General features: G+C 69.3%; 22 protein-coding genes and 1 tRNA gene. 12 read left to right on the top strand and 11 right to left on the bottom strand.

Features of this window, described 5'->3' with window-relative positions; genetic code table 11:
* The first annotated feature begins 119 nt into the window (after positions 1-119).
* The 4 genes from ACG00X_RS12885 (at position 120) to ACG00X_RS12870 (ending at position 3,908) form a co-directional block, all read left to right on the top strand.
* Positions 120-1,043: a branched-chain amino acid ABC transporter permease gene (locus ACG00X_RS12885; RefSeq protein WP_394488778.1), complete on the top strand. Its 924-nt coding sequence runs from the start codon at positions 120-122 to the stop codon at positions 1,041-1,043.
* A gap of 13 nt (positions 1,044-1,056) precedes the next feature.
* Positions 1,057-2,136: a branched-chain amino acid ABC transporter permease gene (locus ACG00X_RS12880; protein WP_394488587.1), complete on the top strand. Its 1,080-nt coding sequence runs from the start codon at positions 1,057-1,059 to the stop codon at positions 2,134-2,136.
* 151 nt (positions 2,137-2,287) lie between these two features.
* Positions 2,288-3,073: an ABC transporter ATP-binding protein gene (locus ACG00X_RS12875; RefSeq protein ID WP_394488586.1), complete on the top strand. Its 786-nt coding sequence runs from the start codon at positions 2,288-2,290 to the stop codon at positions 3,071-3,073.
* Positions 3,074-3,188: 115 nt separating this feature from the next.
* Complete coding sequence (locus ACG00X_RS12870) at positions 3,189-3,908, top strand: ABC transporter ATP-binding protein (protein ID WP_394488585.1); 720 nt, start codon at positions 3,189-3,191, stop codon at positions 3,906-3,908.
* A gap of 97 nt (positions 3,909-4,005) precedes the next feature.
* On the opposite strand, the gene ACG00X_RS12865 is transcribed toward ACG00X_RS12870, so the two are convergent.
* From ACG00X_RS12865 to ACG00X_RS12845, 5 genes are all read right to left on the bottom strand, one after another.
* The gene (locus ACG00X_RS12865) at positions 4,006-5,049 is read right to left on the bottom strand and encodes a Leu/Phe/Val dehydrogenase (RefSeq protein WP_394488584.1); all 1,044 of its coding nucleotides are present in this window, start codon (positions 5,047-5,049) and stop codon (positions 4,006-4,008) included.
* Positions 5,050-5,179: 130 nt separating this feature from the next.
* The gene (locus ACG00X_RS12860; RefSeq protein WP_394488583.1) at positions 5,180-7,396 is read right to left on the bottom strand and encodes a xanthine dehydrogenase family protein molybdopterin-binding subunit; all 2,217 of its coding nucleotides are present in this window, start codon (positions 7,394-7,396) and stop codon (positions 5,180-5,182) included.
* Positions 7,393-7,869, bottom strand: coding sequence for a (2Fe-2S)-binding protein (locus ACG00X_RS12855; protein WP_394488582.1), 477 nt, complete (start codon positions 7,867-7,869; stop codon positions 7,393-7,395). The genes ACG00X_RS12860 and ACG00X_RS12855 overlap by 4 nt, the downstream gene beginning before the upstream one ends.
* 50 nt (positions 7,870-7,919) lie before the next feature.
* On the bottom strand, positions 7,920-8,648 hold the full coding sequence (locus ACG00X_RS12850; protein WP_394488581.1) for a 2OG-Fe dioxygenase family protein: 729 nt from the start codon (positions 8,646-8,648) through the stop codon (positions 7,920-7,922).
* 46 nt (positions 8,649-8,694) lie between these two features.
* Complete coding sequence (locus ACG00X_RS12845; RefSeq protein WP_394488580.1) at positions 8,695-9,723, bottom strand: CDP-6-deoxy-delta-3,4-glucoseen reductase; 1,029 nt, start codon at positions 9,721-9,723, stop codon at positions 8,695-8,697.
* Positions 9,724-9,797: 74 nt separating this feature from the next.
* Between ACG00X_RS12845 and ACG00X_RS12840 the strand changes: the two genes are divergently transcribed.
* The gene (locus tag ACG00X_RS12840; RefSeq protein WP_394488579.1) at positions 9,798-10,658 is read left to right on the top strand and encodes an SDR family oxidoreductase; all 861 of its coding nucleotides are present in this window, start codon (positions 9,798-9,800) and stop codon (positions 10,656-10,658) included.
* On the opposite strand, the gene ACG00X_RS12835 is transcribed toward ACG00X_RS12840, so the two are convergent.
* Positions 10,655-11,245, bottom strand: a complete 591-nt coding sequence (locus ACG00X_RS12835; RefSeq protein ID WP_394488578.1) for a rhomboid family intramembrane serine protease — start codon at positions 11,243-11,245, stop codon at positions 10,655-10,657. The genes ACG00X_RS12840 and ACG00X_RS12835 overlap by 4 nt on opposite strands.
* Before the next feature lie 96 nt (positions 11,246-11,341).
* Positions 11,342-11,426: transfer RNA gene (locus tag ACG00X_RS12830), tRNA-Leu, on the bottom strand.
* 95 nt (positions 11,427-11,521) lie between these two features.
* On the opposite strand from ACG00X_RS12830, the gene cysM reads away from it, so the two are divergent.
* The 3 genes from cysM to ACG00X_RS12815 are packed head-to-tail and all read left to right on the top strand — an operon-like array spanning position 11,522 to position 13,212.
* Positions 11,522-12,418 (top strand): cysteine synthase CysM, encoded by an 897-nt coding sequence (gene cysM / locus ACG00X_RS12825; protein ID WP_394488577.1) that lies wholly within the window; start codon positions 11,522-11,524, stop codon positions 12,416-12,418.
* A gap of 19 nt (positions 12,419-12,437) precedes the next feature.
* A complete protein-coding gene (locus ACG00X_RS12820; RefSeq protein ID WP_394488576.1) occupies positions 12,438-12,980 on the top strand; it encodes an NUDIX domain-containing protein in 543 nt (180 codons plus the stop codon).
* 4 nt (positions 12,981-12,984) lie between these two features.
* On the top strand, positions 12,985-13,212 hold the full coding sequence (locus tag ACG00X_RS12815) for a sulfurtransferase TusA family protein (RefSeq protein ID WP_394488575.1): 228 nt from the start codon (positions 12,985-12,987) through the stop codon (positions 13,210-13,212).
* An 18-nt stretch (positions 13,213-13,230) separates the two neighbouring features.
* Here the strand turns inward: ACG00X_RS12815 and galU are convergent, their stop codons facing one another.
* Positions 13,231-14,124, bottom strand: a complete 894-nt coding sequence (galU, locus tag ACG00X_RS12810; protein WP_394488574.1) for a UTP--glucose-1-phosphate uridylyltransferase GalU — start codon at positions 14,122-14,124, stop codon at positions 13,231-13,233.
* A gap of 206 nt (positions 14,125-14,330) precedes the next feature.
* Complete coding sequence (locus ACG00X_RS12805) at positions 14,331-17,147, bottom strand: valine--tRNA ligase (RefSeq protein WP_394488573.1); 2,817 nt, start codon at positions 17,145-17,147, stop codon at positions 14,331-14,333.
* A 196-nt stretch (positions 17,148-17,343) separates the two neighbouring features.
* Between ACG00X_RS12805 and ACG00X_RS12800 the strand changes: the two genes are divergently transcribed.
* From ACG00X_RS12800 to ACG00X_RS12785, 4 genes are read left to right on the top strand one after another with little or no spacing between them, the layout of a single operon-like run.
* Positions 17,344-17,784 carry a hypothetical protein gene (locus ACG00X_RS12800; RefSeq protein ID WP_394488572.1) on the top strand — a complete coding sequence of 147 codons (441 nt, stop codon included), beginning with the start codon at positions 17,344-17,346 and terminating at the stop codon, positions 17,782-17,784.
* Positions 17,781-18,071, top strand: coding sequence for an ATP-binding protein (locus ACG00X_RS12795; protein ID WP_394488571.1), 291 nt, complete (start codon positions 17,781-17,783; stop codon positions 18,069-18,071). Before ACG00X_RS12800 ends, ACG00X_RS12795 begins: the two co-directional genes overlap by 4 nt.
* A 7-nt stretch (positions 18,072-18,078) precedes the next feature.
* On the top strand, positions 18,079-18,795 hold the full coding sequence (locus ACG00X_RS12790) for a response regulator transcription factor (RefSeq protein WP_394488570.1): 717 nt from the start codon (positions 18,079-18,081) through the stop codon (positions 18,793-18,795).
* On the top strand, positions 18,792-19,886 hold the full coding sequence (locus ACG00X_RS12785) for a HAMP domain-containing sensor histidine kinase (RefSeq protein ID WP_394488569.1): 1,095 nt from the start codon (positions 18,792-18,794) through the stop codon (positions 19,884-19,886). Before ACG00X_RS12790 ends, ACG00X_RS12785 begins: the two co-directional genes overlap by 4 nt.
* A 35-nt stretch (positions 19,887-19,921) precedes the next feature.
* On the opposite strand, the gene ACG00X_RS12780 is transcribed toward ACG00X_RS12785, so the two are convergent.
* A complete protein-coding gene (locus tag ACG00X_RS12780; protein WP_394488568.1) occupies positions 19,922-20,899 on the bottom strand; it encodes a GMP reductase in 978 nt (325 codons plus the stop codon).
* A 203-nt stretch (positions 20,900-21,102) separates the two neighbouring features.
* A complete protein-coding gene (locus tag ACG00X_RS12775; RefSeq protein WP_394488567.1) occupies positions 21,103-22,410 on the bottom strand; it encodes a DUF3422 family protein in 1,308 nt (435 codons plus the stop codon).
* Between the last annotated feature and the right edge of the window lie 250 nt (positions 22,411-22,660).

Genomic DNA, 22,660 nt, shown 5'->3' with positions numbered 1-22,660 from the left:
ACCCGCGCCGACGCTCGGTGAATACCCTTGAAACGCCGCGCTTGGCATGAGGGTTGCACTTTGTCCCGGGTCGATGGGCGCATGCTGCGCCCTTCAAATTCGCAAGGCCTCTTATGGACATTGAGACGCTCATCCAGCAGATCATCAACGGCCTCGTGCTAGGGGCGATGTACGCCCTCGTCGCGCTGGGCTACACGATGGTGTACGGCATCATCAACCTCATCAACTTCGCGCACGGCGAGATCCTGATGGTCGGCGCCATGGTCAGCTGGACGCTGGTCACCGCCCTGGCCGACTCGGGCCTGCCGGGCTGGGCCATGATGTTGATCGGCCTCGTCGCCGCGATCGTCGTCTGCGCGGTGCTGAACTTCACCGTCGAGAAGGTGGCCTATCGGCCGCTGCGCAACGCGCCGCGCCTGGCCCCGCTGATCACGGCGATGGGCATGTCGCTGCTGCTCAAGGTACTGGCGCAGATGATCTGGAAGCCCAATCCCAAGCCGTTCCCGCTGCTGCTGCCGACCGACCCCATCGACCTGGGCGGGCCGGTCATCACCGTCACGCAGTGCCTGATCCTCGGGCTCACCGTCGTCATCCTGTCGGCGCTGATGTACCTCGTGAACTACACCAAGCTGGGCCGCGCGATGCGGGCCACGGCGGAGAACCCGCGCGTGGCCGGTCTGATGGGCGTGAAGCCTGACTTCATCATCTCCACCACCTTCGTCATCGGCGCCGCGCTCGCCGCCGTGGCGGGCCTGATGTGGGCCGCGAACTTCGGCACCGTGCAGCACAGCATGGGCTTCATGCCCGGGCTCAAGGCCTTCACGGCCGCCGTGCTGGGCGGCATCGGCAACCTGGCCGGCGCCGTGCTGGGCGGCGTGCTGCTGGGGCTGATCGAGGCCATCGGCGCGGGCTACCTTGGTGACCTGACCGGCGGCGTGCTGGGCAGTCATTACGCCGACATCTTCGCCTTCGTCGCCCTCATCCTCGTGCTGACGCTGCGGCCCTCGGGCCTGCTCGGCGAGCGTGTGGCCGATCGCGCCTGACCGGAGCCAAGACATGGACACCAAGAAACTCTTCACCTTCGTCGCGGCGGCCATCGGGCTGCTGCTCGTGCCGCTGGTCGCCCAACGCTATGGCAGCGGCCCGGTGCGCATCATCGACCTGGCGCTGCTGTACGTGCTGCTGGCGCTGGGGCTGAACATCGTCGTCGGCTACGCGGGCCTGCTGGACCTGGGCTATGTGGCCTTCTACGCCGTCGGTGCCTACATGTTCGGCCTCATGGCCAGCCCGCACCTGAGCAGCAACTTCGAGGCCTTCCAGGCGGCGTTTCCCAACGGGCTGCATTCGCCCATCTGGCTGGTCATCCCGCTGGGCGCCGGGCTTGCGGCGCTGTTCGGCATCCTGCTCGGCGCGCCGACGCTGAAGCTGCGCGGCGACTACCTGGCCATCGTCACGCTGGGCTTCGGCGAAATCATCCGCGTGTTCCTGAACAACCTCGAGGACCCGGTCAACATCACCAACGGTCCGCGCGGCATTGGCCAGATCGACGCCTTCCATGTGTTCGGCGTGGACCTCGGCAAGCCGCTGCAGATCGGTGACTTCACGCTGCCGTCGGTGACGCTGTACTACTACCTGTTCCTGGCGCTGGTCGTGGTCAGCGTGCTGATCTGCCACCGGCTGGAGAACTCGCGCGTGGGCCGTGCCTGGATGGCCATCCGCGAGGACGAGATCGCCGCCAAGGCCATGGGCATCAACACCCGCAACATGAAGCTGCTGGCCTTCGGCATGGGCGCCACCTTCGGCGGTGTGGCCGGTGCGATGTTCGCGAGCTTCCAGGGCTTCGTGTCGCCCGAATCGTTCAGCCTGGACGAGTCCATCATCATCGTCGCGATGGTGGTGCTGGGCGGTATCGGCCATCTGCCGGGCGTCATCCTCGGTGCGCTGCTGCTGGCGGCGCTGCCCGAGGTGCTGCGCTACGTGGCCGGTGACATCCAGAACATGACCGATGGCCGCATCGACGCCTCCATCCTGCGCCAGCTGCTCATCGCGCTGGCGATGATCTCCATCATGCTGATCCGCCCGCGCGGCCTGTGGCCCGCGCCGGAGCATGGCAAGTCGGCCCCGGTCGCGAAATGAAGCCCCTCGTCCAACGAGTACGTTGGCCGGTCCCCCGCGGGGACGGCGATGCATGCGGCATCGAGCCGCATGCACATCGCCCAACGCGGGCCGGCTTGGGAGCGGCCCGGCGCTCGGCCCGCCAGATTTACGCAATCAAGGAGGTCTCGCGGTGACCACCCACGACAACATCGTCCTCAACGTCAGCGGCGCGTCCAAGCGCTTCGGCGGCGTGCAAGCCCTGTCCGACGTCGGCATCCAGATCCAGCGCGGCCAGGTCTACGGCCTCATCGGCCCCAACGGTGCCGGCAAGACGACGTTCTTCAACGTCATCACGGGCCTCTACACGCCCGATGGCGGCAGCTTCTCGCTGGGCGGCACGCCCTACACGCCGCAGGCAGTGCACCAGGTCGCCAAGGCCGGCATCGCGCGCACCTTCCAGAACATCCGGCTGTTCGCCGACATGACGGCGCTGGAGAACGTCATGGTCGGCCGCCACATCCGCACGCGCTCCGGGCTGTTCGGCGCCGTGTTCCGCACGCCGGCCTTCAAGGCCGAGGAGGCGGCGATCAAGGCCCGCGCGCTGGAACTGCTGGACTACGTCGGCATCGCCAAGTACGCCGAGTTCAAGGCCCGCACGCTGAGCTACGGCGACCAGCGCCGGCTGGAGATCGCCCGGGCGCTTGCCACCGACCCGCAGCTCATCGCGCTCGACGAGCCGGCCGCCGGCATGAACGCGACGGAGAAGGTCGTGCTGCGCGAGCTGATCGACCGCATCCGCAACGACGGCCGCACCATCCTGCTCATCGAGCATGACGTGAAGCTGGTCATGGGCCTGTGCGACCGCGTCACGGTGCTGGACTACGGCAAGCAGATCGCCGAAGGCACGCCCGCCGAGGTGCAGAGCAACGAGAAGGTGATCGAGGCCTACCTCGGCGCCGGCCACAAAGCGCACTGATGCCCACCCCCGCAGCGCTGCGCGCTCCCCCTCGAGGGGGCCGCACCTGGTGGCCTGGCAGAGCCAGTTCCACGGGTGCCGCTGGGGAATTCACGACGCGAGTTGAGAGAACGACATGACAACAAAGCAAACCCTGCTCAAGGTCAGCGGCCTGAAGGTGGCCTACGGCGGCATCCAGGCCGTCAAGGGCGTCAGCTTCGAGGTGCGCGAGGGCGAACTGGTGTCGCTGATCGGCGCCAACGGCGCGGGCAAGACGACGACGCTGAAGGCCGTGACCGGCCTGCAGCCGGTGGCCGACGGCGAGGTGACCTACCTCGGCGAATCCATCCGGGGCCGCGGGTCCTGGGACCTCGCCAAGAAGGGCCTGGTGATGGTGCCCGAAGGGCGCGGCACGTTCACGCGCATGACCATCGTCGAGAACCTGCAGATGGGCGCCTACAACCGCAAGGATGGCGAGATCCAGGCCGACATCGACAAGGTCTTCACGCTGTTCCCGCGCCTGAAGGAGCGCGCCAAGCAGCTGGCCGGCACGATGTCCGGCGGTGAACAGCAGATGCTGGCCATGGGCCGCGCGCTGATGGCACGGCCCAAGGTGCTGCTGCTGGATGAGCCGTCCATGGGCCTGTCGCCCATCATGGTGGACAAAATCTTCGAGGTCGTGAACGACATCCACCAGCAGGGCGTCACGGTGCTGCTCGTCGAGCAGAACGCCAGCCGCGCGCTGCAGCTGGCCAACCGTGGCTACGTGATGGAGTCGGGCGAAGTGACGATGGAAGGCGACGGCGACGTGCTGCTCAACGACCCCAAGGTCCGCGCCGCTTATCTGGGCGAGTGATCCGGCGCGGCCCGACACGAGACGCCTGGCATCGCCAGGCGTTCGTTCATCCGGCAGCGCCCGCTTCAGAAGAGCGGCGAAGCCGGTAGGGGTGGGGTCAGAGCTTGCTGCGGGCCCAGTCGTCGGCGACGCGGGCGGGGGTCGAGTCGGCCGCTTGTACGCGCTGCAGCAGTTCTTCCACGCGCTCGGCGATGCGGCTGACCTCGGCCATCACCGCGCCTTCCTCACCCTCGCCGCGGTACTCGCGCGCCACGCTGATGATGCCGCCGGCGTTCACCAGGTAGTCGGGCAGGTAGCAGATGCCGCGGCGCTGCAGCGCATCGCCGTCGGCGGGCGTGGCGAGCTGGTTGTTCGCCGCGCCGGCCACCAGCCGGGCGCGGATGGCCGGCACGGTCTGCTCGTTCAGCGACGCGCCCAAGGCGCAGGGCGACAGCACGTCGACGTCGGCGGCCAGGATCTCGGCCACATGGGCCGGCGTCGCGCCGAAGGCCGTGACGGCACGGGCGACCTTGTCGGCATCGACATCCGCCACCACCAGCTTGGCGCCCGCACGGTGCAGGAACTCGGCCAGATGCCAGCCCACTGCGCCCAGGCCCTGCAGCGCCACGCGCACGCCGTCCAGCGAGTCGCGGCCCAGCACCAGCCGTGCGCCGGCCTGGATGGCCACGAACACGCCCCAGGCGGTCTTGGGGCTGGGGTCGCCACCGAAGGCGCCTTCGCGCGGAATGCCGCTGACGAATGGCGTCACGGCCTGCATGCCGCGCATGTCTGCCGTCGTCGTGCCGACGTCTTCCGCGGTGATGTAGGCGCCGTTCAGCGACTGCACCGCACGGCCGAAGGCGGCGAACAGCGCCGGGCGGTCGAACGCGCCGGCAGGCTTGAGGATGACGGCCTTGCCGCCGCCGAAGGGCAGGTCGGCCAGCGCGTTCTTCAGGCTCATGCCCTGGGACAGGCGCAGCGCGTCGTTCAGCGCGGCGAGGTCGGAGTCGTAGTGCCAGAAGCGGCAGCCGCCGAAGGCCGGGCCGCGCGAGGTGCTGTGCACGGCGAGGATGGCTCGCAGGCCGGTGGCGGGGTCGGTGGCGAGCAGCACGCGCTCGTGGGCGGCCTGGTCAGGCAGGCCGAAGAGGGAGGTCGGGTTCATGCAACGGGCGCTTGTGGCGCGACAGGGGAAAACAAAAGGCCGCGCTTTTGGCGCGGCAGCAGGGGCGCAGGGCCGCACGGTGGGTGCGGCCCCGGGGGATTCTAGGGAGCGGGGAGCAAGCGCGTCGGTGTCAGCGGGGCGCCGGCCGCTGCGGGCGGGCGAGCGCGGCCGTGTCGATGGGCAGCTTGCGGATGCGCACGCCGGTGGCGGCGTGCAGCGCATTGCACACGGCCGGCAGCACGGGCGGCAGGGCCGGCTCGCCCAGGCCCGTGGGCGGGTGGTCGCTGAGGAGGAAGTCGATGTCGATGTGCGGCGTGTCGGCCATGCGCATCAGCGGGATTTCATGCAGGTTGGACTGCTGGGCCCGGCCGCGGCCGAAGGTGATCGCCTGGCGCAGCTGCCCGATGCCGTCGATGATGCTGCCCTCGACCTGGTTGCGCGCGGCCGACGGGTTGACGATGACCGACCCCACGTCGCCCACGGCCCAGACCTTGAGCACGCGCCACTGGCCATCGGCGTCCACCTGCACCTTGGCGACCTCGGCGAAATAGCCGCGGTGGCTGAAATAGGTGGCCATGCCCAGGCCCACGCCTGAGCCGGCCTTGGGGTGTGGGCGGTCCCAGCCGGAGCGCTCGCGCAGCCGCTGCAGCACCGCCTGCATGCGCTCGAGGTCGTAGGGCTGGGCGCGGGCGTTCAGCGGCGGTTCAGGTGGCTGGCCGCGCCGGCTCGCCAGCAGCGACAGGCGCAGGTCGAAGGGGTCCTGGCCGGCGTGGTGCGCCAGTTCGTCCAGAAAGCACTCGTGGATGAAGGCCAGCGAGTTCGACGTGGGTGCGCGCAGATAGCCCGTCGGCACGCGCGTCTCGATGAGCGACTGTTCCAGCTGGAAGTGCGGAATCGTCTGGCGCAGGAAGTCGTGCGGCACGATGTCGGCGCCCTGGGCCGGTTTGCCGTCGCGCGCGTAGGTCACGCCATGGGCCGCGTAGGCCTGCACGCGGCCCTGCGCGTCGAGCCCGCCGCGCAGGCGGTGGTGGCTGCCGGCGCGGTAGAAGTCGTGCGTGACGTCGTCCTCGCGCGTCCACAGCAGCTTGACGGGCAGGCCCGACTGCCGCGCGATGGCGGCGGCTTCCACCATGTAGTCGTTCTCCAGCCGCCGGCCGAAACCGCCGCCCACGCGCACCATGTGCACGGTGACCTGGGCCTCGGTCAGGCCCAGTTCGCGGGCCACGAGGCGGCGCCCGCCGCCCGGTGCCTGGGTCGGGGCCCAGATCTCGACGCCGTCGCCCAGCGGCCTCGCGGCGCAGTTCTGCGGCTCCAGCGTCAGGTGCGGCAGAAAGGGCGTCTCGTAGACGGCCTCGACGACCTGGCTGGCCCGGGCCAGCGCCGCGTCGGCGTCGCCCTTGCTGACGATGGCCGTGCCACGGCCGCGCAGCAGCACCTGCGCCGTGGCGTCGTAGAGGCGGCTGTCGTGCGCGGCGGCGTCGGTCTCGTCCCAGTCGACCCGAAGACGGTCGCGCGCCATGCGGGCCTGCCACCAGCGTTCGGCGACGACGGCCACCCCGTCCTGCAGGCCCTTGATGTTGCCGGTGCCCGCCAGCACGAAGACCTGCAGCACGCCGGGCAGCGCGCGCACCTCGTCGAGGTTGGCCGAGCGCAGGCGCGCACCGAACACCGGCGGGCGGCACACCACGGCGTACTTCATGCCGGGCAGCACCGTGTCGATGCCGAAGATGGGTTCGCCACGGACGATGCGCGGCCCGTCCACACCTGCTTGCGGCGTGCCGATGAGGGCGAAGTCGCGCGGGTTCTTCAGCGGCACCGCGGCCGGGTCGGGCGCGGGCAGGGTGGCGGCCAGCGCGGCGACCTCGCCGAAGCCCAGTGCGCGCGAACTCGCCGCATGGCTGATGACGCCCAGTTTCACCGTCAGCTCGCTGGCGGCCACGCCGAGCCGCTGCGCCGCCGCCTGCACGAGGCTGGCGCGCACGGCGGCACCCGCGCGGCGCAGCGGCTCGTAGTTGGTGGGCGTGCTGGTGGAGCCGCCGGCCGTCTGGCCGCCGTAGAGCTGCTCGTCCACCGAGGCGGTGTCCACCCGCACGCGCTGCCAGTCGGCGTCCAGCTCCTCCGCGAGGATCATCGCCAGCGAGGTCTTGATGCCCTGGCCGATCTCGGGGTTCTTGGCCAGCAGCGTGATGCCGCCATCGGCCGCGACGGCGACATAGGGGCCGAGCCGCGTGCGGCCCGCCGCCGCTTCCTGCGCCGACGCGCCGAAGCCCGTGATGAAGCCGCCGCCCGCCAGCGCCCCGCAGGCGATGAAGAGGCGCCGGGACAGCGTCGTGCCCGCCGCGCTCATGCCGGCCGCCTGTCGGTGGTGTCCAGGCCGGCGGCGAGCTTGATCGCCGCGCGGATGCGGGTGTAGGTCGCGCAGCGGCATACATTGCCGCTCATCGCGGCGTCGATGTCGGCGTCGGTAGGGCGGGGGGTGGCCTTCAGCAGCGCGGCCGCGCTCATCAGCTGGCCGGCCTGGCAGTAGCCGCACTGCATGACGTCCAGCTTCAGCCAGGCGGCCTGCAGCGCCGCGCCGTGCGGCAGGTCGGCCAAGCCTTCGATGGTGGTCACCCGGGCGCCCTGGGCGGCACCCACCGGCGTGATGCAGGCGCGCGTCGGCGCGCCGTTGATGTGCACCGTGCAGGCGCCGCACTGGGCCACGCCGCAGCCGTACTTGGTGCCGGGCAGGCGGAACTCGTCGCGCAGCGCCCAGAGCAGCGGCATCTCCGCCGGCAGCTCGGCCTCGTGGGGCTTTCCGTTGATGGTCAGGGTCACCAAGGCAGTCTCCTCAGAGGTGGGCGTCAATCAGGCGGGCGAGCGCGGCGGTATCAGGGGCCCTGGAAGCCGTCGCGCCGGATGGTCAGCACGAGCGTATCGCGCCAGCCGCGCTCGCCGTTGGCCAGCGGCTGGATGGGGGTGGTCTCGTGGATGACGCGTTCGTCGTCCAGCAGCAGCGTGGTCCAGGGCTGCGTCATCGTGAAGCGCTGGCCCGCCGGTCCGTCGGCCTGGAACACGCGCGACTCGCCGCCCTTGATTGCATGGCGCCCCACCAGTAGCACGGCGACGAGGTCCACGCCGTCACGGTGCGCGCCTTCCGGTGTGGGGCGGCCGATGCCGTCGCTGGTGTCGATGCGAAACGGGTGAGCCTCGATGAACCAGCGCTGCGGCCCCTTCAACGCCGAGGCCACGCGGGCCAGGCCCAGCAGCAGTGCCGTCCACGCGGGCGAGGTCGACATCTCCTGCGCCAGCGGCACATACCAGCGCTGGATGCCGCCGTGCAGCGCGTTGTAGTCCAGCGGCTGCCAATGCGCGCGGTGCGGCGCCAGCGTCAGCGTGTCGCCGTCGGCGACGAAGCAGCCGTGGCGGCGGAAGCGGTAGCGGCCGCCGTCGCGCAGGTAGCCGTCGGGCGGCAGGTCGTCCCAGCAGGGCTTGAGCGCGTCGAGCTCGGCGGCGGTGACGCCCAGCACGGGCAGCGAGGCGGGGGCGAGCACGACCTCGCCGTCACGCCGCAGGGTGCCGACGAGGTCGGCGGGATCGGTCCAGGGCGGCTCGAACATCGATGGCGTCCGGTGCTTGTCGTTGCGGCTCAAAGACACGGCCGCGCTAGGCGCCGCCGTGCTTGTCGGCTTCGGATGTGAAGGCGTCGGCGTAGAACTCGTCCAGCGGCAGGCGGCACTGCGTGATGAAGTCCTTTTGTGCCGACTCGACCATGATGGGCGCCCCGCAGGCATAGACCTGGTGGGCGGAGAGATCCGGCAGGTCCTGCATGACGGCGTGGTGGACGAAGCCGGTGCGGCCCGCCCAGCCGGCGTCGGGCTCGGACAGCACCGGCACATAGGTCAGCACGGGCCATTCGGCCGCCGCCTGGGCCGCCCAGTCGTTCAGGTAGAGGTCGCCTTGCCGGCGGGCGCCCCAGTACAGCACCATCGGGCGTGTCGAGCCGATGTGGCGGGCCCGCTCGATGATGGCCTTGATCGGCGCGAAGCCCGTGCCGCTGGCCAGCAGCACGATGGGTTTGTCGCTGTCCTCGCGCAGGAAGAAGCTGCCGAACGGCCCTTCCATCCGCAGGATGTCCTTCTCCTTGAGCGCACCGAAGACATGGTCGGTGAACTTGCCGCCAGGCATGTGGCGGATGTGCAGCTCGATCTGGCCCGGCAGCGAGTGCGGCGCGTTGGCCATGGAGTAGCTGCGGCGCGCGCCGTCGCGCAGGATGAACTCGACATACTGGCCGGCGCGGAACTGGAAGTTCTGGTTGGCCGCGAGCTGCATCGTCAGCACGGCCACGTCGGCGGCCGGCTTCGTGAGGGCGACGACGCGGGTGGGCAGCTTCAGCACGGGGAACTCGCCCGCGCCAGGCACCGTGCGGGCTTCCAGCGTGCAGTCGGTCTGCGGCGTGGCGCAGCAGGTCAGCACGAAGCCGGCGGCTTCTTCCTCGGCGCTGAGCGCCTTGGCCTGGTGGTTGCCATGCACGACGGCGCCTTCGAGCAGCTTGCTCTTGCAGGAGCCGCAGGCGCCGTCCTTGCAGCCGTAGGGCAGGCCCACGCCGTTGCGGATGGCGGCGCCGAGCAGGGTGTCGTCGCCTTCGGCGGCGTAGACGCGGCCGGCGGGCTGGATGGTGATCTGGTAGGACATGGGCACAAAAAGCAAGCGGCCCCGCGTGACAGGTCCGGGGCCGTAGACTGCCGGCCATTTTGCCCGACCCCCGCATGTCCCCCAGATTGCTCATCGTCGGTTGCGGCGACGTAGGTTTGCGCTTGCTCAAACTGTTGCCCGACCGCTGGCGTGTGTTCGCGCTGACGTCCAGCGCTGAGCGTGTCGGCGCGCTGCGCGCGGCCGGCGCTGTGCCGCTGCTCGGCAACCTCGACGACCCGTCCACCCTGCGCCGCCTCGCCGGGCTGGCGGATGCCGTGCTGCATCTCGCGCCACCGGCGCGCGACGGCGAGGTCGACCTGCGCACGCGGCATCTGCTGGCCGCGCTGGCGCCCAAGCCGCCGGCCGTGCTGGTCTACGCGAGCACGACGGGGGTCTACGGCGATTGCGCAGGCGCCCTCATCGACGAGACGCGCCGGCTCAACCCGGGCACGGACCGTGCCCGCCGCCGCGTGGATGCCGAGGCCTGCCTGCGGGGCTTCGGCCGCCGGCACGGCACACGCGTGTGCCTGCTGCGCATTCCCGGCATCTACGCCCCTGACCGCGAAGGCGGCCACCCGCGCGAGCGGTTGGCACGCGGCACGCCCGTGCTGCGCCGCGAAGACGACGTGTTCACCAACCACATCCATGCCGACGACCTGGCCCGCGCCTGCCGGCTCGCGCTGCTGCGGGGCCTGCCGCAGCGGGCCGTCAACGTGTGCGACGACAGCCAGCTGTTGATGGGCGACTACTTCGACCTGGCCGCCGACCTCTCCGGCCTGCCGCGCCCGGAGCGCATCACCCGCGAGCAGGCGGCCGAGCGCCTGGGGCCGATGGCGTTGAGCTTCTGGAGCGAATCCCGCCGCATCGGCAATGCCCGGCTGAAGCGGGAGCTGCGCCTAGCGCTGCGCTACCCGACGCCGCGCGAAGGGCTTTAACGCCGGCGCGGCGAGCGCCAGTGGCGGATCAGCAGCCAGGCGCCCAGCATGCCGCCGAGGTGGGCGAAGTGGGCGACGTTGGGAGGGCCGAAATCGAAGAGCCGCGCGCCCATGGCCAGCTCCAGGCCGCCGAAGATCGCGACGAAGTACTTGGCCTTCATCGGAATGGGCGGAATCAGCGGCACGATGATCCGGTTCGGAAACAGCATTCCGAACGACAGCAGTAGGCCGAACAGGGTGCCCGAGGCGCCAAGCGTCGGCGAATTCGATGTCATGGCCCACGTGAACAGCAGTTGCACAAGCGCCGCGCTCAACGTGCTGGCGATCAGGATCTGCGTGTAGCGCTTGGGGCCCCAGACCCGCTCCAGCTCGCCGCCGAACATCCACAGCCCCAGCATGTTGAAGGCGACGTGCCACAGATCGCCATGCAGGAAGGCGTAGGTCAGCAGCTGCCAGGGCATGAAGACGCCCGACGTCACCGGCCAGAGCTCAAGCCAGGGCTTGAGCGACGGAAACAGTTCGAAGAAGCAGAAGAAGCCGACGCAGGCCAGCAGGAAGGCTTTGGTAACCGGAGGCAGGGGCGGCATGAGGTCGCGTCACGCACCGCGGGGAGCGGCGCCTGCACCGGAAGGGCCGGTGCTTCTCGCGTTGAGTATGCCAGTGGATGACAGCGTCGTTTCTTCTGGTGCCCGGGGCCGGACTCGAACCGGCACACCTTGCGGCGGGGGATTTTGAGTCCCCTGCGTCTACCGATTTCGCCACCCGGGCCCGTCGGAAATTCGCTGGCTCGCTTCAGAGGCGAGGGGCTGCATTATGCACTGGCAAAGCCTCCGGGCATGGCGTCGCTGCCACAATCGTTCGCCATGAACTATCCGACCCTTGAAGACGTCATCGGCGCGACACCGCTGGTGCGCCTGCAGCGACTGCTCGGCGCCGATGCGCGCGGCAACGTTCTCCTCGCCAAGCTGGAGGGCAACAACCCGGCCGGCTCCGTCAAGGACCGCCCGGCCATCAGCATGATCAAGCGCGCCGAGGAGCGCGGCGAGATCAAGCCGGGCGACACGCTGATCGAGGCGACATCGGGCAACACCGGCATCGCACTGGCCATGGCGGCAGCGATCCGGGGCTTTCGCATGGTGCTGATCATGCCGGAGGACCTGTCCATCGAGCGGGCGCAGACGATGAAGGCCTTCGGCGCCGAACTGATCCTGACGCCCAAGACCGGCGGCATGGAATACGCGCGAGATCTTGCAGAGCAGATGCAGCGCGAAGGCAAGGGCCGCGTGCTGGACCAGTTCGCCAACGCCGACAACCCGCGCGCCCATTACGAGACCACAGGCCCCGAGCTGTGGAAGGACACGGGCGGGCGCATCACGCATTTCGTCAGCGCGATGGGCACGACCGGCACCATCACCGGCGTGTCGCGTTACCTGAAAGAGAAGAACCCGGCGGTGCGCGTCATCGGTGCCCAGCCGGCCGAGGGCTCGCGCATTCCGGGCATTCGCAAATGGCCCGAGGCCTACCTGCCTAAGATCTATGACCCGACGGGGGTCGACGACCTGGTGCTCGTGGGCCAGAGCGATGCCGAAGACATGGCTCGCCGTCTCGCGGCCGAGGAGGGGCTGTTCGCCGGCATTTCGGCGGCCGGTGCCTGCTGGGTGGCGTTGCAGATCGCCAGGCAGGTGGAGAACGCGACCATCGCCTTCATCGTCTGCGACCGCGGCGACCGCTACCTGTCCACCGGCGTGTTCCCCGCATGACGCGCGCGAGGCAGCGGCCGTGAAGCCTTATCGCTTCTGCCCGGACTGCGCAACCGAGCTGGCGCTCATCACGCTGGCCGAGGATGGTGGCGACAAGACGCGGCTGCGCTGCCCGGCGTGTGGCTTCACGCACTGGAACAACCCGACGCCGGTGCTGGCGGCCGTCATCGAATGCACCGACCGTGACGGCCGGGTGCTGCTGGCGCGCAACGCGGCGTGGCCGGACCGTTTCTTTGGCCTGATCACGGGCTTCATGGAGGCCGGCGAGACGCCCGAGGACGGCATTCGCCGCGAGATCGCCGAGGAGACGTCGCTGACGGTCGACCGCCTGAGCTTGCTGGGCGTGTGGGACTTCCAGCGCATGAACCAGCTCATCATTGCCTACCACGCGGCGGCACGGGGTGAGATCCGGCTGTCGCCCGAGCTGGTCGAATACAAGCTGATCGCGCCCGAAGCGGTGCGCTGCTGGCCACAGGGCACCGGCCAGGCGCTGGCGACGTGGCTGCGTTCAAAAGGCATCGAGCCGCAGTGGCTCGATCTGCCCGACATGAAGCGAGAATGAACCCATGGACGTTCAACGCGAGATCGACACCCGGGGGCTCAACTGCCCGTTGCCCATCCTGAAAGCCAAGAAGGCGCTGGCCGAGATGCTCAGCGGCGAGTTGCTGCGTGTCGTGGCCACCGACCCGGGCTCCATGCGCGACTTCCAGGCCTTTGCGCGCCAGACGGGCAATGAACTCGTCGAGCAGCAGTCTGCCGGCGCAGAGTTCACCCACGTGCTGCGGCGGCGCTGAACGCCGCCGCCGTGGCGCTCAGAGCTCCAGGCCCAGCAGGAATTCCTTGAAGCCCGCGCCCAGTTGCGGGTGGGCGAGTGCCAGCTCGACGTTGGCCTGCAGGAAGCCTTCCTTGCTGCCGCAGTCGTAGCGCTTGCCTTCATAGCGGTAGGCAAAGACCTTTTCACGGCGCAGCAGGCCGGCGATGCCGTCGGTCAGCTGGATTTCGCCACCCACGCCTCGCGGCTGGTTGGCGATTTCGTGGAACACGCCCGGCGTCAGGATGTAGCGGCCGGCGACACCCAGGCGCGACGGCGCGGATTCCGGCGACGGCTTCTCGACGATGCGGTTCACGTCCATCAGGTTGTCGTTCACCTGGGTGCCCGCGACGATGCCATAACGGCGCGTGTGCTCGGCAGGCACTTCCTGCACGGCCAGGATGGAGGCGCGCCAGTCGGCGAACTGCTCCACCATCTGCTTCAGGATGCCGCGGCCGGGCTGCGGGCCCACCATCAGGTCATCAGCGAGGAGCACGGCGAAGGGCTCGTTGCCGACCAGGCGCTGGCCGCAGAGCACCGCGTGGCCCAGGCCCAGGGCCTGCGCCTGGCGCACATAGATGCACTCCATGTCGGCCGGCTTGACGCTGCGGACGACGTCCAGCAGTTCCTGCTTGCCGGAGTTCTCGAGCGCCACTTCGAGCTCAAAAGTCATGTCGAAGTGGTCTTCGATGGGGCGCTTGTGGCGGCCGGTGACGAAGATCATTTCGCGCACGCCGGCCTCGTAGGCTTCTTCCACGGCGTACTGGATCAGTGGTTTGTCCACCACGGGCAGCATTTCCTTGGGCTGGGCCTTGGTGGCCGGCAGGAAACGCGTGCCGAGACCGGCAACCGGGAAGATGGCTTTGGTGATCGGTGATCGCGAAGAGGTGGCCATGAATGCACTGGTTGGGGGGGGTGTCGTCGATTGTGTCACGCGAGTTGTGACGGTTATGCCCCCTGGTTGGGGCCCCCAAACATCCATGACCAGGCGCAGCCGCGGGTTGGCTCAACGGGATGGCGCCATGCGGCAACCCGCAGCGGTGGCGCCGCTGCGGGTCTCGCTGGACAAGGGCCAGATCCGCGGGGCGCGCCCGCCGGCGGTTACGCCGCCGGCAGTCGGGCCAGTTGCTCGCGCAGGCGCGCGACCGTTTCCTTGAAGCCGGCCACACGGGCGCGTTCCTGCTCCACGACGGCGGCCGGGGCGCGGGCCACGAAGCTCTCGTTGCCGAGCTTGGCCTCGGCCTTCGTGATCTCGCCTTCGAGGCGCGTCGCTTCCTTGGTCAGGCGGGCACGCTCGGCTTCGACGTCGATCTCGACCTTCAGCGCGAGCTTGGCCGCACCGTGCACCAGCACCGGCGACGTGGCGCTCTGCTTGGCGAACTCGGCGTCATCGGCGATCAGCTCGACGGCGCTGAGCTTGGCCAGCACCTTCAGCACGGCAGCGGCTTCCGTCAGGAAGGACAGATCGCCGCCCACCAGCAGTGGCACGCGGTCGCTGGGGCTCAGCGCCATCTCGGCACGCAGACTGCGCGTCGTGCCGACGACTTCCTTCAGCTGCGCCACCCAGGCGTCGGCCGCGGCGTCGATGCGCTCCGGCTGGGCCACGGGGTAGGGCGCCTGGCCGATGTAGGCCACCGTCTTGCGCGCGGCGATGGGGGCCACGGCTTGCCACAGCTCCTCGGTGATGAAGGGGGCGATGGGGTGCAGCAAGCGCAGCGTGGTCTCCAGCACGCGGATCAGCGTGCGGCGCGTGCCGCGTTGCTGGGCTTCGTTGCCGTTCTGGATCTGAACCTTGGCGATCTCGAGGTACCAGTCGCAGTACTCGTCCCAGACGAAGCTGTAGATGGCATTGGCGACGTTGTCGAGGCGGTATTCGGCGAAGCCCTGGGCGACGGCCGCCTCGACGCGCTGCAGCTCGCTGGTGATCCAGCGATCGGCGTGGCTGAAGACGTTGTAGCCCGGCGGGCAGGCGCTTTGCTCGTGCGCGAGGCCGCAGTCCTGGCCCTCGGTGTTCATCAGCACGAAGCGCGTCGCGTTCCAGAGCTTGTTGCAGAAGTTGCGGTAGCCCTCGCAGCGCTTGGTGTCGAAGTTGATGTTGCGACCCAGGCTGGCGTAGCTGGCCATCGTGAAGCGCAGCGCGTCGGCGCCGTAGGCCGGCATGCCTTCCGGGAACTCCTTCTTCACGCGGGCGGCCACCTTGGGTGCCGTCTCGGGCTTGCGCAGGCCGGTGGTGCTCTTCTTCGTCAGCGTCTCCAGGTCGCAGCCCTGGATGAGGTCCACCGGGTCCAGCACATTGCCTTCGGACTTGCTCATCTTCTGGCCCTGCGAGTCGCGCACCAGGCCGTGGATGTAGACGTCCTTGAACGGCACCTTGCCGGTGAAGTGCGTCGTCATCATGATCATCCGGGCGACCCAGAAGAAGATGATGTCGTAGCCGGTCACGAGCACGGACGACGGCAGGAACAGCTCCTGCTCCAGCGTCTTCTCGGGCCAGCCCAGCGTCGAGAACGGCACCAGGGCCGACGAGTACCAGGTGTCCAGCACGTCGGGGTCGCGGGTCAGTTCGCCGAGATACCCGGCGGCCTTGGCGCGAGCCTGGGCTTCCTCTTCGCTGCGCGCAACGAACAGCTCGCCGCCCGTGCCGTACCAGGCCGGGATCTGGTGGCCCCACCACAGCTGGCGCGAGATGCACCAGTCCTGCAGGTTGCCCATCCAGTGGTTGTAGGTGTTGACCCACTGCTCGGGGTGGAACTTGACGGCGCCGGTGTCCACGGCGGCGATGGCCTTCTCGGCAATGCTCTTGCCGTCGGCGCTGGGCTTGGTGACGGCGACGAACCACTGGTCCGTCAGCATGGGCTCGATGACCTGGCCGGTGCGCTCGCAGCGCGGCACCTGCAGCTTGTGCTTCTTGACCTCGACGAGCAGGCCCAGTGCGTCCAGGTCGGCCACGATCTTCTTGCGGGCCACGAAGCGGTCCAGGCCGCGGTAGGCCTCGGGGGCTTGATCGTTGATGCGGGCCTGCAGATCCAGCACCGCGATCATCGGCAGCTTGTGGCGCTGGCCGACGGCGTAGTCGTTCGTGTCGTGGGCCGGCGTGACCTTGACGACGCCGGTGCCGAACTCGCGGTCCACGTAATCGTCGGCAATCACGGGGATCTCGCGGTCCGTCAGCGGCAGCTTCACCAGCTTGCCGATCAGCGCGGCGTAGCGCTCGTCCTCCGGGTGGACCATGACGGCCACGTCGCCCAGCATGGTCTCGGGCCGCGTCGTGGCGACGACCAGCGAGCCCGAACCGTCGGCCAGCGGATAGCGGATGTGCCACAGCGAGCCGTCTTCCTCCTCAGACGAGACCTCCAGGTCCGACACGGCGGACTGCAGGATGGGGTCCCAGCTCACGAGACGCTTGCCGCGGTAGATCAGCCCTTCCTCGTACAGGCGCACGAAGGTTTCGACGACGATGGTCGAGAGCTTCTCGTCCATCGTGAAGTATTCGTGGCCCCAGCTCACCGAGTCGCCCAGGCGGCGCATCTGGCCGGTGATGGTGTTGCCGGACTCCTGCTTCCAGTCCCACACGCGGGCGACGAAGTTCTTGCGGCCCAGGTCGTGGCGGCTCTGGCCCGCGGCCTGCAACTGGCGCTCGACGACGATTTGCGTGGCGATGCCGGCGTGGTCGGTGCCGGGCACCCACAGCGTGTTGTCGCCCTTCATGCGGTGGTAGCGCGTCAGCGAGTCCATCACCGTCTGGTTGAAGGCGTGGCCCATGTGCAGCGTGCCGGTGACGTTGGGCGGCGGCAGCTGGATGCTGAAGGAGGGCTTGGCCGGGTCCAGCGTCGGCGCGTAGAGGCCGGCGGCCTCCCAGGCTGGGCCCCAGTGGGCTTCCAGGGCGGCGGGTTCGAAGGACTTGGCGAGTTCGGTCACAGGGCGGTCTCGGCTGTCGCCCCGTGCTCACGGGGCGGGTCATCAGGGGAGTGAGCGGGCGATTTTAGAGGGCGCCCTCCGGGGCGATACAAAACGAAACCCGGCGATACCGCACCGAGATGCGTCGCCGCGCGCTGACGGGAATCATGAGCGTCATCACCACACCGGGCCTCGAGCGCCCTGACGGAGCAACGCCATGAACTTCTTTCGTCGCTGGCACGCACACCACGAGTTTCACCATCACTTCGGCCACCGCCATCACGGCCGTGGTTTCGGCGACGCTGCTGACGGCTTCGCCCAACACCTGCTGGCCCGGGTTGGCGCCAAGCTGGACCTCGACACCGAGCAGCAGCGCCGGCTCGGTGTCTGGTTCGAACAGCTCCAGCGCCAGCGCGCGGCGCTGAAGGGTCTGGCGCGCGGGCCGGAGCTGGCCGGGCTCATCGCGGGAGAGGAATTCCCGCGCGAGTCGGCGCAGCAATTGTTCGACGCACGCCTGGACGCGCTGCGCGCCGCCGGGCCGTCGCTCGTCGAGTCGTTCGGCGATTTCTTCGATTCGCTGGACGCCGAGCAGCGCCAGGTGCTGCGCTTCATGATGGGGCGCCTGGGTCGTGGCCGCCATCAGCGCGACGACGCATGATGGACGTGCATTGCGGGACCCAGCCGCGCGGCCGCCTGCAGCCCCGCATCGACCGCAACCGCTGCGAGGGCAAGGGCAGCTGCCTGGCTGTCTGCCCTTTCAACGTGTTCAGTCTCGGCAAGCTGCCAGCGCAGGACCGCCAGGGGCTGAGCCTGTTCGGCAAGCTGCGCGGCATAGCCCATGGCTGGGAACAGGCGTTCACGCCCAATGCGGCGGCCTGCGAGGCCTGCGGGCATTGCGTCAAGGCCTGCCCCGAGCGCGCCATCACGCTCGTGCGGGCCGAATAATCGGGCCATGCACCGATTGCTGCTGATCGACGACGACGAGGCGCTGGCCGGCCCGTTGTCGCAATACCTGGCCCGCTTCGACCTGCAGCTCGACGCCGTCACGCGCCCAAGCGCCGCGCTGCAGCGGCTGGCCGCCGAGCGCTTCGACGCGCTCATCCTCGACGGCATGCTGCCTGAGATGGACGGCTTCGAGTTCTGCCGGCAACTGCGCGCGGGCAACGCGGCCTGGCGAGACATCCCGGTGCTGATGCTGACCGCGCGGGGCGACCTGACCGACCGCGTCGTCGGCCTGGAGCTGGGCGCCGACGACTACCTGCCCAAGCCCTTCGAGCCGCGCGAACTGGCGGCGCGGCTGCAGACCATCCTGCGGCGTACACGGCTGGCACCTGTGGCAGTGCCGCAGCAGCCGGCCGCGCCGCTGTCACGCCTGTGTTTCGAGGGCCTGGAGATCGACATGGCGCGGCGCGAGGTGCGCGGTGCCGGTGGCCTGGTCGAGCTGACCGGGACCGAGTACGAGCTGCTGCTGATGCTGGCGCGCGAGCCCGGCAAGGTGTTCTCGCGTGACGACATCCTCAACCGCCTGCGTGGCCAGGAGGCCGAGCTGTTCACGCGCGCCGTGGACATTCTTGTGAGCCGGCTGCGCCGCAAGCTGGAGCCGCTGGCGGCGCTGAAGACGCTGCGCAATGCCGGTTACTGCTTCGCACTGCCGGAGCGCGCGTCGTGAGAAACCACGTCTACGACCACCGCTGGCGCGAGCGCTGGGAACGCAAGCAGAAGAAGCGCGCCCAGCGCCTGAAGCGCATGCAGCGGGACTGGAACTACCGCTGGCGCGTGCGGCATCGCTGGCATCAGCGGTGGCACCACCAGCACAAGCGCTTCAAGCATTCGTTGGGTGCGCGGCTGATCGCCATCTTCTTCATGCTGGCATGCGCCAGCAGCGTCATCCTTTGGAGTTCAGAGGGCAGCGCCTACGGGCTGCTTTGGGCCGTGCCCGCGCTGTTGCTGGTCACCGGTTGCGCGTTCGGCATGATCCGCCACATGGTGCGGCCTCTGCATGCGTTGGCGTTGGGCGCCGAGGCATTCCGGCGCGGCGAGTTCTCGCACCGCGTGCCGGTCATCCATGGCGACGAGATCGGCGATCTGGCCGTGCGCTTCAACCAGATGGCGGCCGATATCCAGGCGATGCTGGACGGCAAGCGCGCGCTGCTGCTGGCCATCAGCCACGAACTGCGCAGCCCGTTGACGCGGGCGCGTCTGCATGCGGAGCTGGTGGAGGAGGGCGCGTCCCGCGATGCGCTGCTGCAGGAACTGGCGCAGATGCGCGACCTCATCACATCGCTGCTGGAGAGCGAGCGGCTGGGCAGCGGGCATCGCGCGCTGCAGCGCGCCGATTGCGACCTGGCCGCGTTGGTGCGGGAGCAGGCGCAGCCGGGGGTGGCGCTGAGCATCGAGCCCGATCTGCCGGTGCTGAAGCTGGATCGCCTGCGGGTGCAGCTGTTGTTGCGCAACCTGTTGCACAACGCCTTGCGCCACAACGACGGCGCGCGCGGCGCGGTGCAGCTCGGGCTGGTCCGCGAGGGCGCGGGTGTGCGACTGACGGTGCGCGACTTCGGCCCCGGCGTGCCGCCCGCAGCGCTGGCGCAGCTGGGCCAGCCGTTCTATCGGCCGGACGAAGCGCGCACGCGCGGCGAGGGTGGGGTCGGCCTGGGCCTGTGCCTGTGCCGGCTGGTGGCCGAAGCGCACGGCAGCGAACTGCAGCTGCGCAACGCCGAGCCGGGCTTCGAGGCGACCGTGCGTTTCGGCGCGGTGGACTGAGCGGACGGCTGACTACCGTCCGCTCGCGCGAACGATCACATGAACAAATGTTCTCCCGCGTTCTCACCGCCGAGGATGACGTAGTTCACTTTCTTCAGGTCGGTCAGCTGCGTGCCGCCGGCGTAGGAGATGGAGCTCTGCAGGTCTTCCTGCATCTCGCGCAAGGTGTCGGCGAGGCGGCCCTTGACCGGCTCCAGGATGCGCTTGCCTTCGACGTGGCGGTACTCGCCCTTGTTGAAGTCGCTCGCGGAGCCGTAGTACTCCTTGTAGCGCTTGCCGTCGACGTCCACCGTCTGGCCGGGCGAGTCCTCATGGCCGGCGAACAGCGAGCCGATCATGACCATGCTGGCGCCGAAGCGGATGCTCTTGGCGATGTCGCCGTGGTGGCGGATGCCGCCGTCGGCCACGATGGGCTTGGTGGCCACGCGCGAGCACCACTTGAGCGCCGACAACTGCCAGCCGCCGGTGCCAAAGCCGGTCTTCAGCCGCGTGATGCAGACCTTGCCGGGGCCCACGCCCACCTTGGTCGCGTCGGCGCCCCAGTTCTCGAGGTCGATGACGCCTTCCGGCGTGCCGACGTTGCCGGCGATGACGAAGGCCTCGGGCAGCTTTTGCTTGATGTGGGCGATCATGCGCTGCACGCTTTCGGCGTGGCCGTGTGCGATGTCGATGGTCAGGTAGTCGGCGCCGACACCCTCGGCGGCCAGTTGATCCACCAGCGCGTAGTCCGCCGGCTTCACGCCGACGCTCAGCGACACCATCAGGCCTTTCTCGCGCATGTTGCGGGCATAGGCCAGGCTGTCGAGATCGAAGCGGTGCATCACGTAGAAGTAGCCGTCGCGCGCCAGCATCTCGGTGATGGGCTCGTTCACGACGGTCTTCATGTTCGCGGGGACGACAGGCAGCTTGAAGCGGCGCGGACCGAACGGCACCGAGGTGTCGCAGGCCGAACGGCTCTCCACGCGGCACTTGCGCGGCAGCAGCAGGATGTTGTCGTAGTCGAAGATTTCCATGTCAGTGGTGTTCACAGTTGCGGCGCGCGTTAGGCAGTGCGCGACCTGGGCTGCGAGCGCTTGACTTGCTTCGGCAAGAGGGCTGGCGCCCTCGACGGCCGGGGAGGCCGTGGCGTCGCTGGCTGACTTCGCTGTCGAAGTCAAGGCGCGACGCGCCGGGCCGAAGACAAAATTTGGGCCCGGTGATTGATTCTACGCGGGGCTCAATGGCCGAAGAACTTGCGGTGAATGCGCCGCGTCGTCCACCACACGCCGGCCAGCACGATGGGAATGGCCGCGCCGGCCGCCAGCTCCGGCGCCACCGGCAGCCAGCCTTCAGTCTTCAGCGCTTTGAAGAAGTACAGCAGCAGGCTGACGACGTAGTAGGTGATGGCCGCGAGCGACAGGCCTTCCACGGTGGCCTGCATGCGCAACTGCGTGCGTTGGCCTTCGCCCAGCTGGGACAGCAGCTGCTGGCTCTGGGCCTCGGTGGCGATGTCCACCCGCGTGCGCAGCAGCGCGCTGGCGCGCGAGATGCGCTGCGAAAGCTCGGCCAGCCGCTGCGCCGTCGCGGCCACCGTCGCGATGGCCGGCGACAGCCGGCGCTGCATGAATTCGCCCAGCGTCTGCGTGCCGGCCACCTTGCCTTCGTGCAGCTCGTCCAGCCGGTTCGTGACGATGGCGTGATAAGCCTGCGTGGCGCCGAAGCGGTACTGGTGCTCGGCCGTGGCGTGCTCGACGCGCGCGGCGGTGGAGATGAGGTCGTCCAGCAGTTCGGCCTCGGAGGCGCCGTGCTGCTGCAGCCGCGCCGTGATGGCCGCCAGCGTGGCTTCCAGCTCGGCCAGCGTGGCGCCCAGCGCCTTGGCGGCGGGCAGGCCGCGCAGCGCCATGAGGCGATAAGTCTCCAGTTCGAGCAGCCGCTGCGAGATGCGCCCGGCACGGGTTTCCGGCGTGCCGGGCTCGGCCAGCACCACCAGGTGCTCGAAGCCGCTGCCGCGCAGGTGGAAGTCCGTCACGACGAGCGAATGGCCGCCCATGGTCGAGGCGACGACGGCCTGGTCGGCGAACCACGCCTTCGCTTCGGCGAGCGCGCCACTGGTGAAGGTGAGGGGCCGCTCGATCATGACGAGCTTGATCGCGGCGAACGTGCGGCCGGGGATGCGGCTGAGCCAGTCGGTCGCCACGCGCAGCGTCAGCGTGTCCAGCGTCTGCGGGCTGGCCTCGGCGTCGGCCGGCAGTGCCTGCACGACGGCGTAGCGCGTGAACTCGGCGTGGCGTTCCCACTTCAGCGAAAACTCGCCGCAGCGCAGCCGCAGGAAGTTGGCGTGCAGCGCCTCTTCGGGCAAGGCCTGCTGGCCGGGCAGCAGGCGCAGGTGGGCGTGCTCATCGGCGCGGCTGATGCCGCCGTTCAGCACGGCGATGTGGACGATGAGCGCCGGCAGCCGGATGCGGGCCGGTGGGCGGGCATGCACCTCGTTGTGCAGCGTCAGGCGCAACGGGTCATCGGGCGGCAGCAGGCGGTCTTCGTTCATGGCCCCAGTCTAGGAGGCTGTCGGGCTTTGGGCCTGGAGCGCGCCGGGGCGAGTTGCGGGGCAAGGCAAGGCGCCGACGAGGCGTGGGATGGGCCCCCACAACGAGTCGGCAACGCCGAATTGCCCCGCAAATCGCCCCGGCCCCTCGGGTTGGGCCTGCAAGGGGGCTGATCCGTCGTTGCAAATGCTCGCTGGACATCGAGTCCAGCTCCGCTTTGCGCCTCGGCTGAGCCCCCTTGCAGGCACAACG

This window comes from Pelomonas nitida (genome assembly GCF_043555975.1).
In the GTDB taxonomy this organism is placed as follows: Bacteria; Pseudomonadota; Gammaproteobacteria; order Burkholderiales; family Burkholderiaceae_C; genus Pelomonas; species Pelomonas nitida.
The sequence above is the reverse complement of the archived record's forward strand: the minus strand, read 5'-3'. Positions and strand labels throughout refer to the sequence as shown.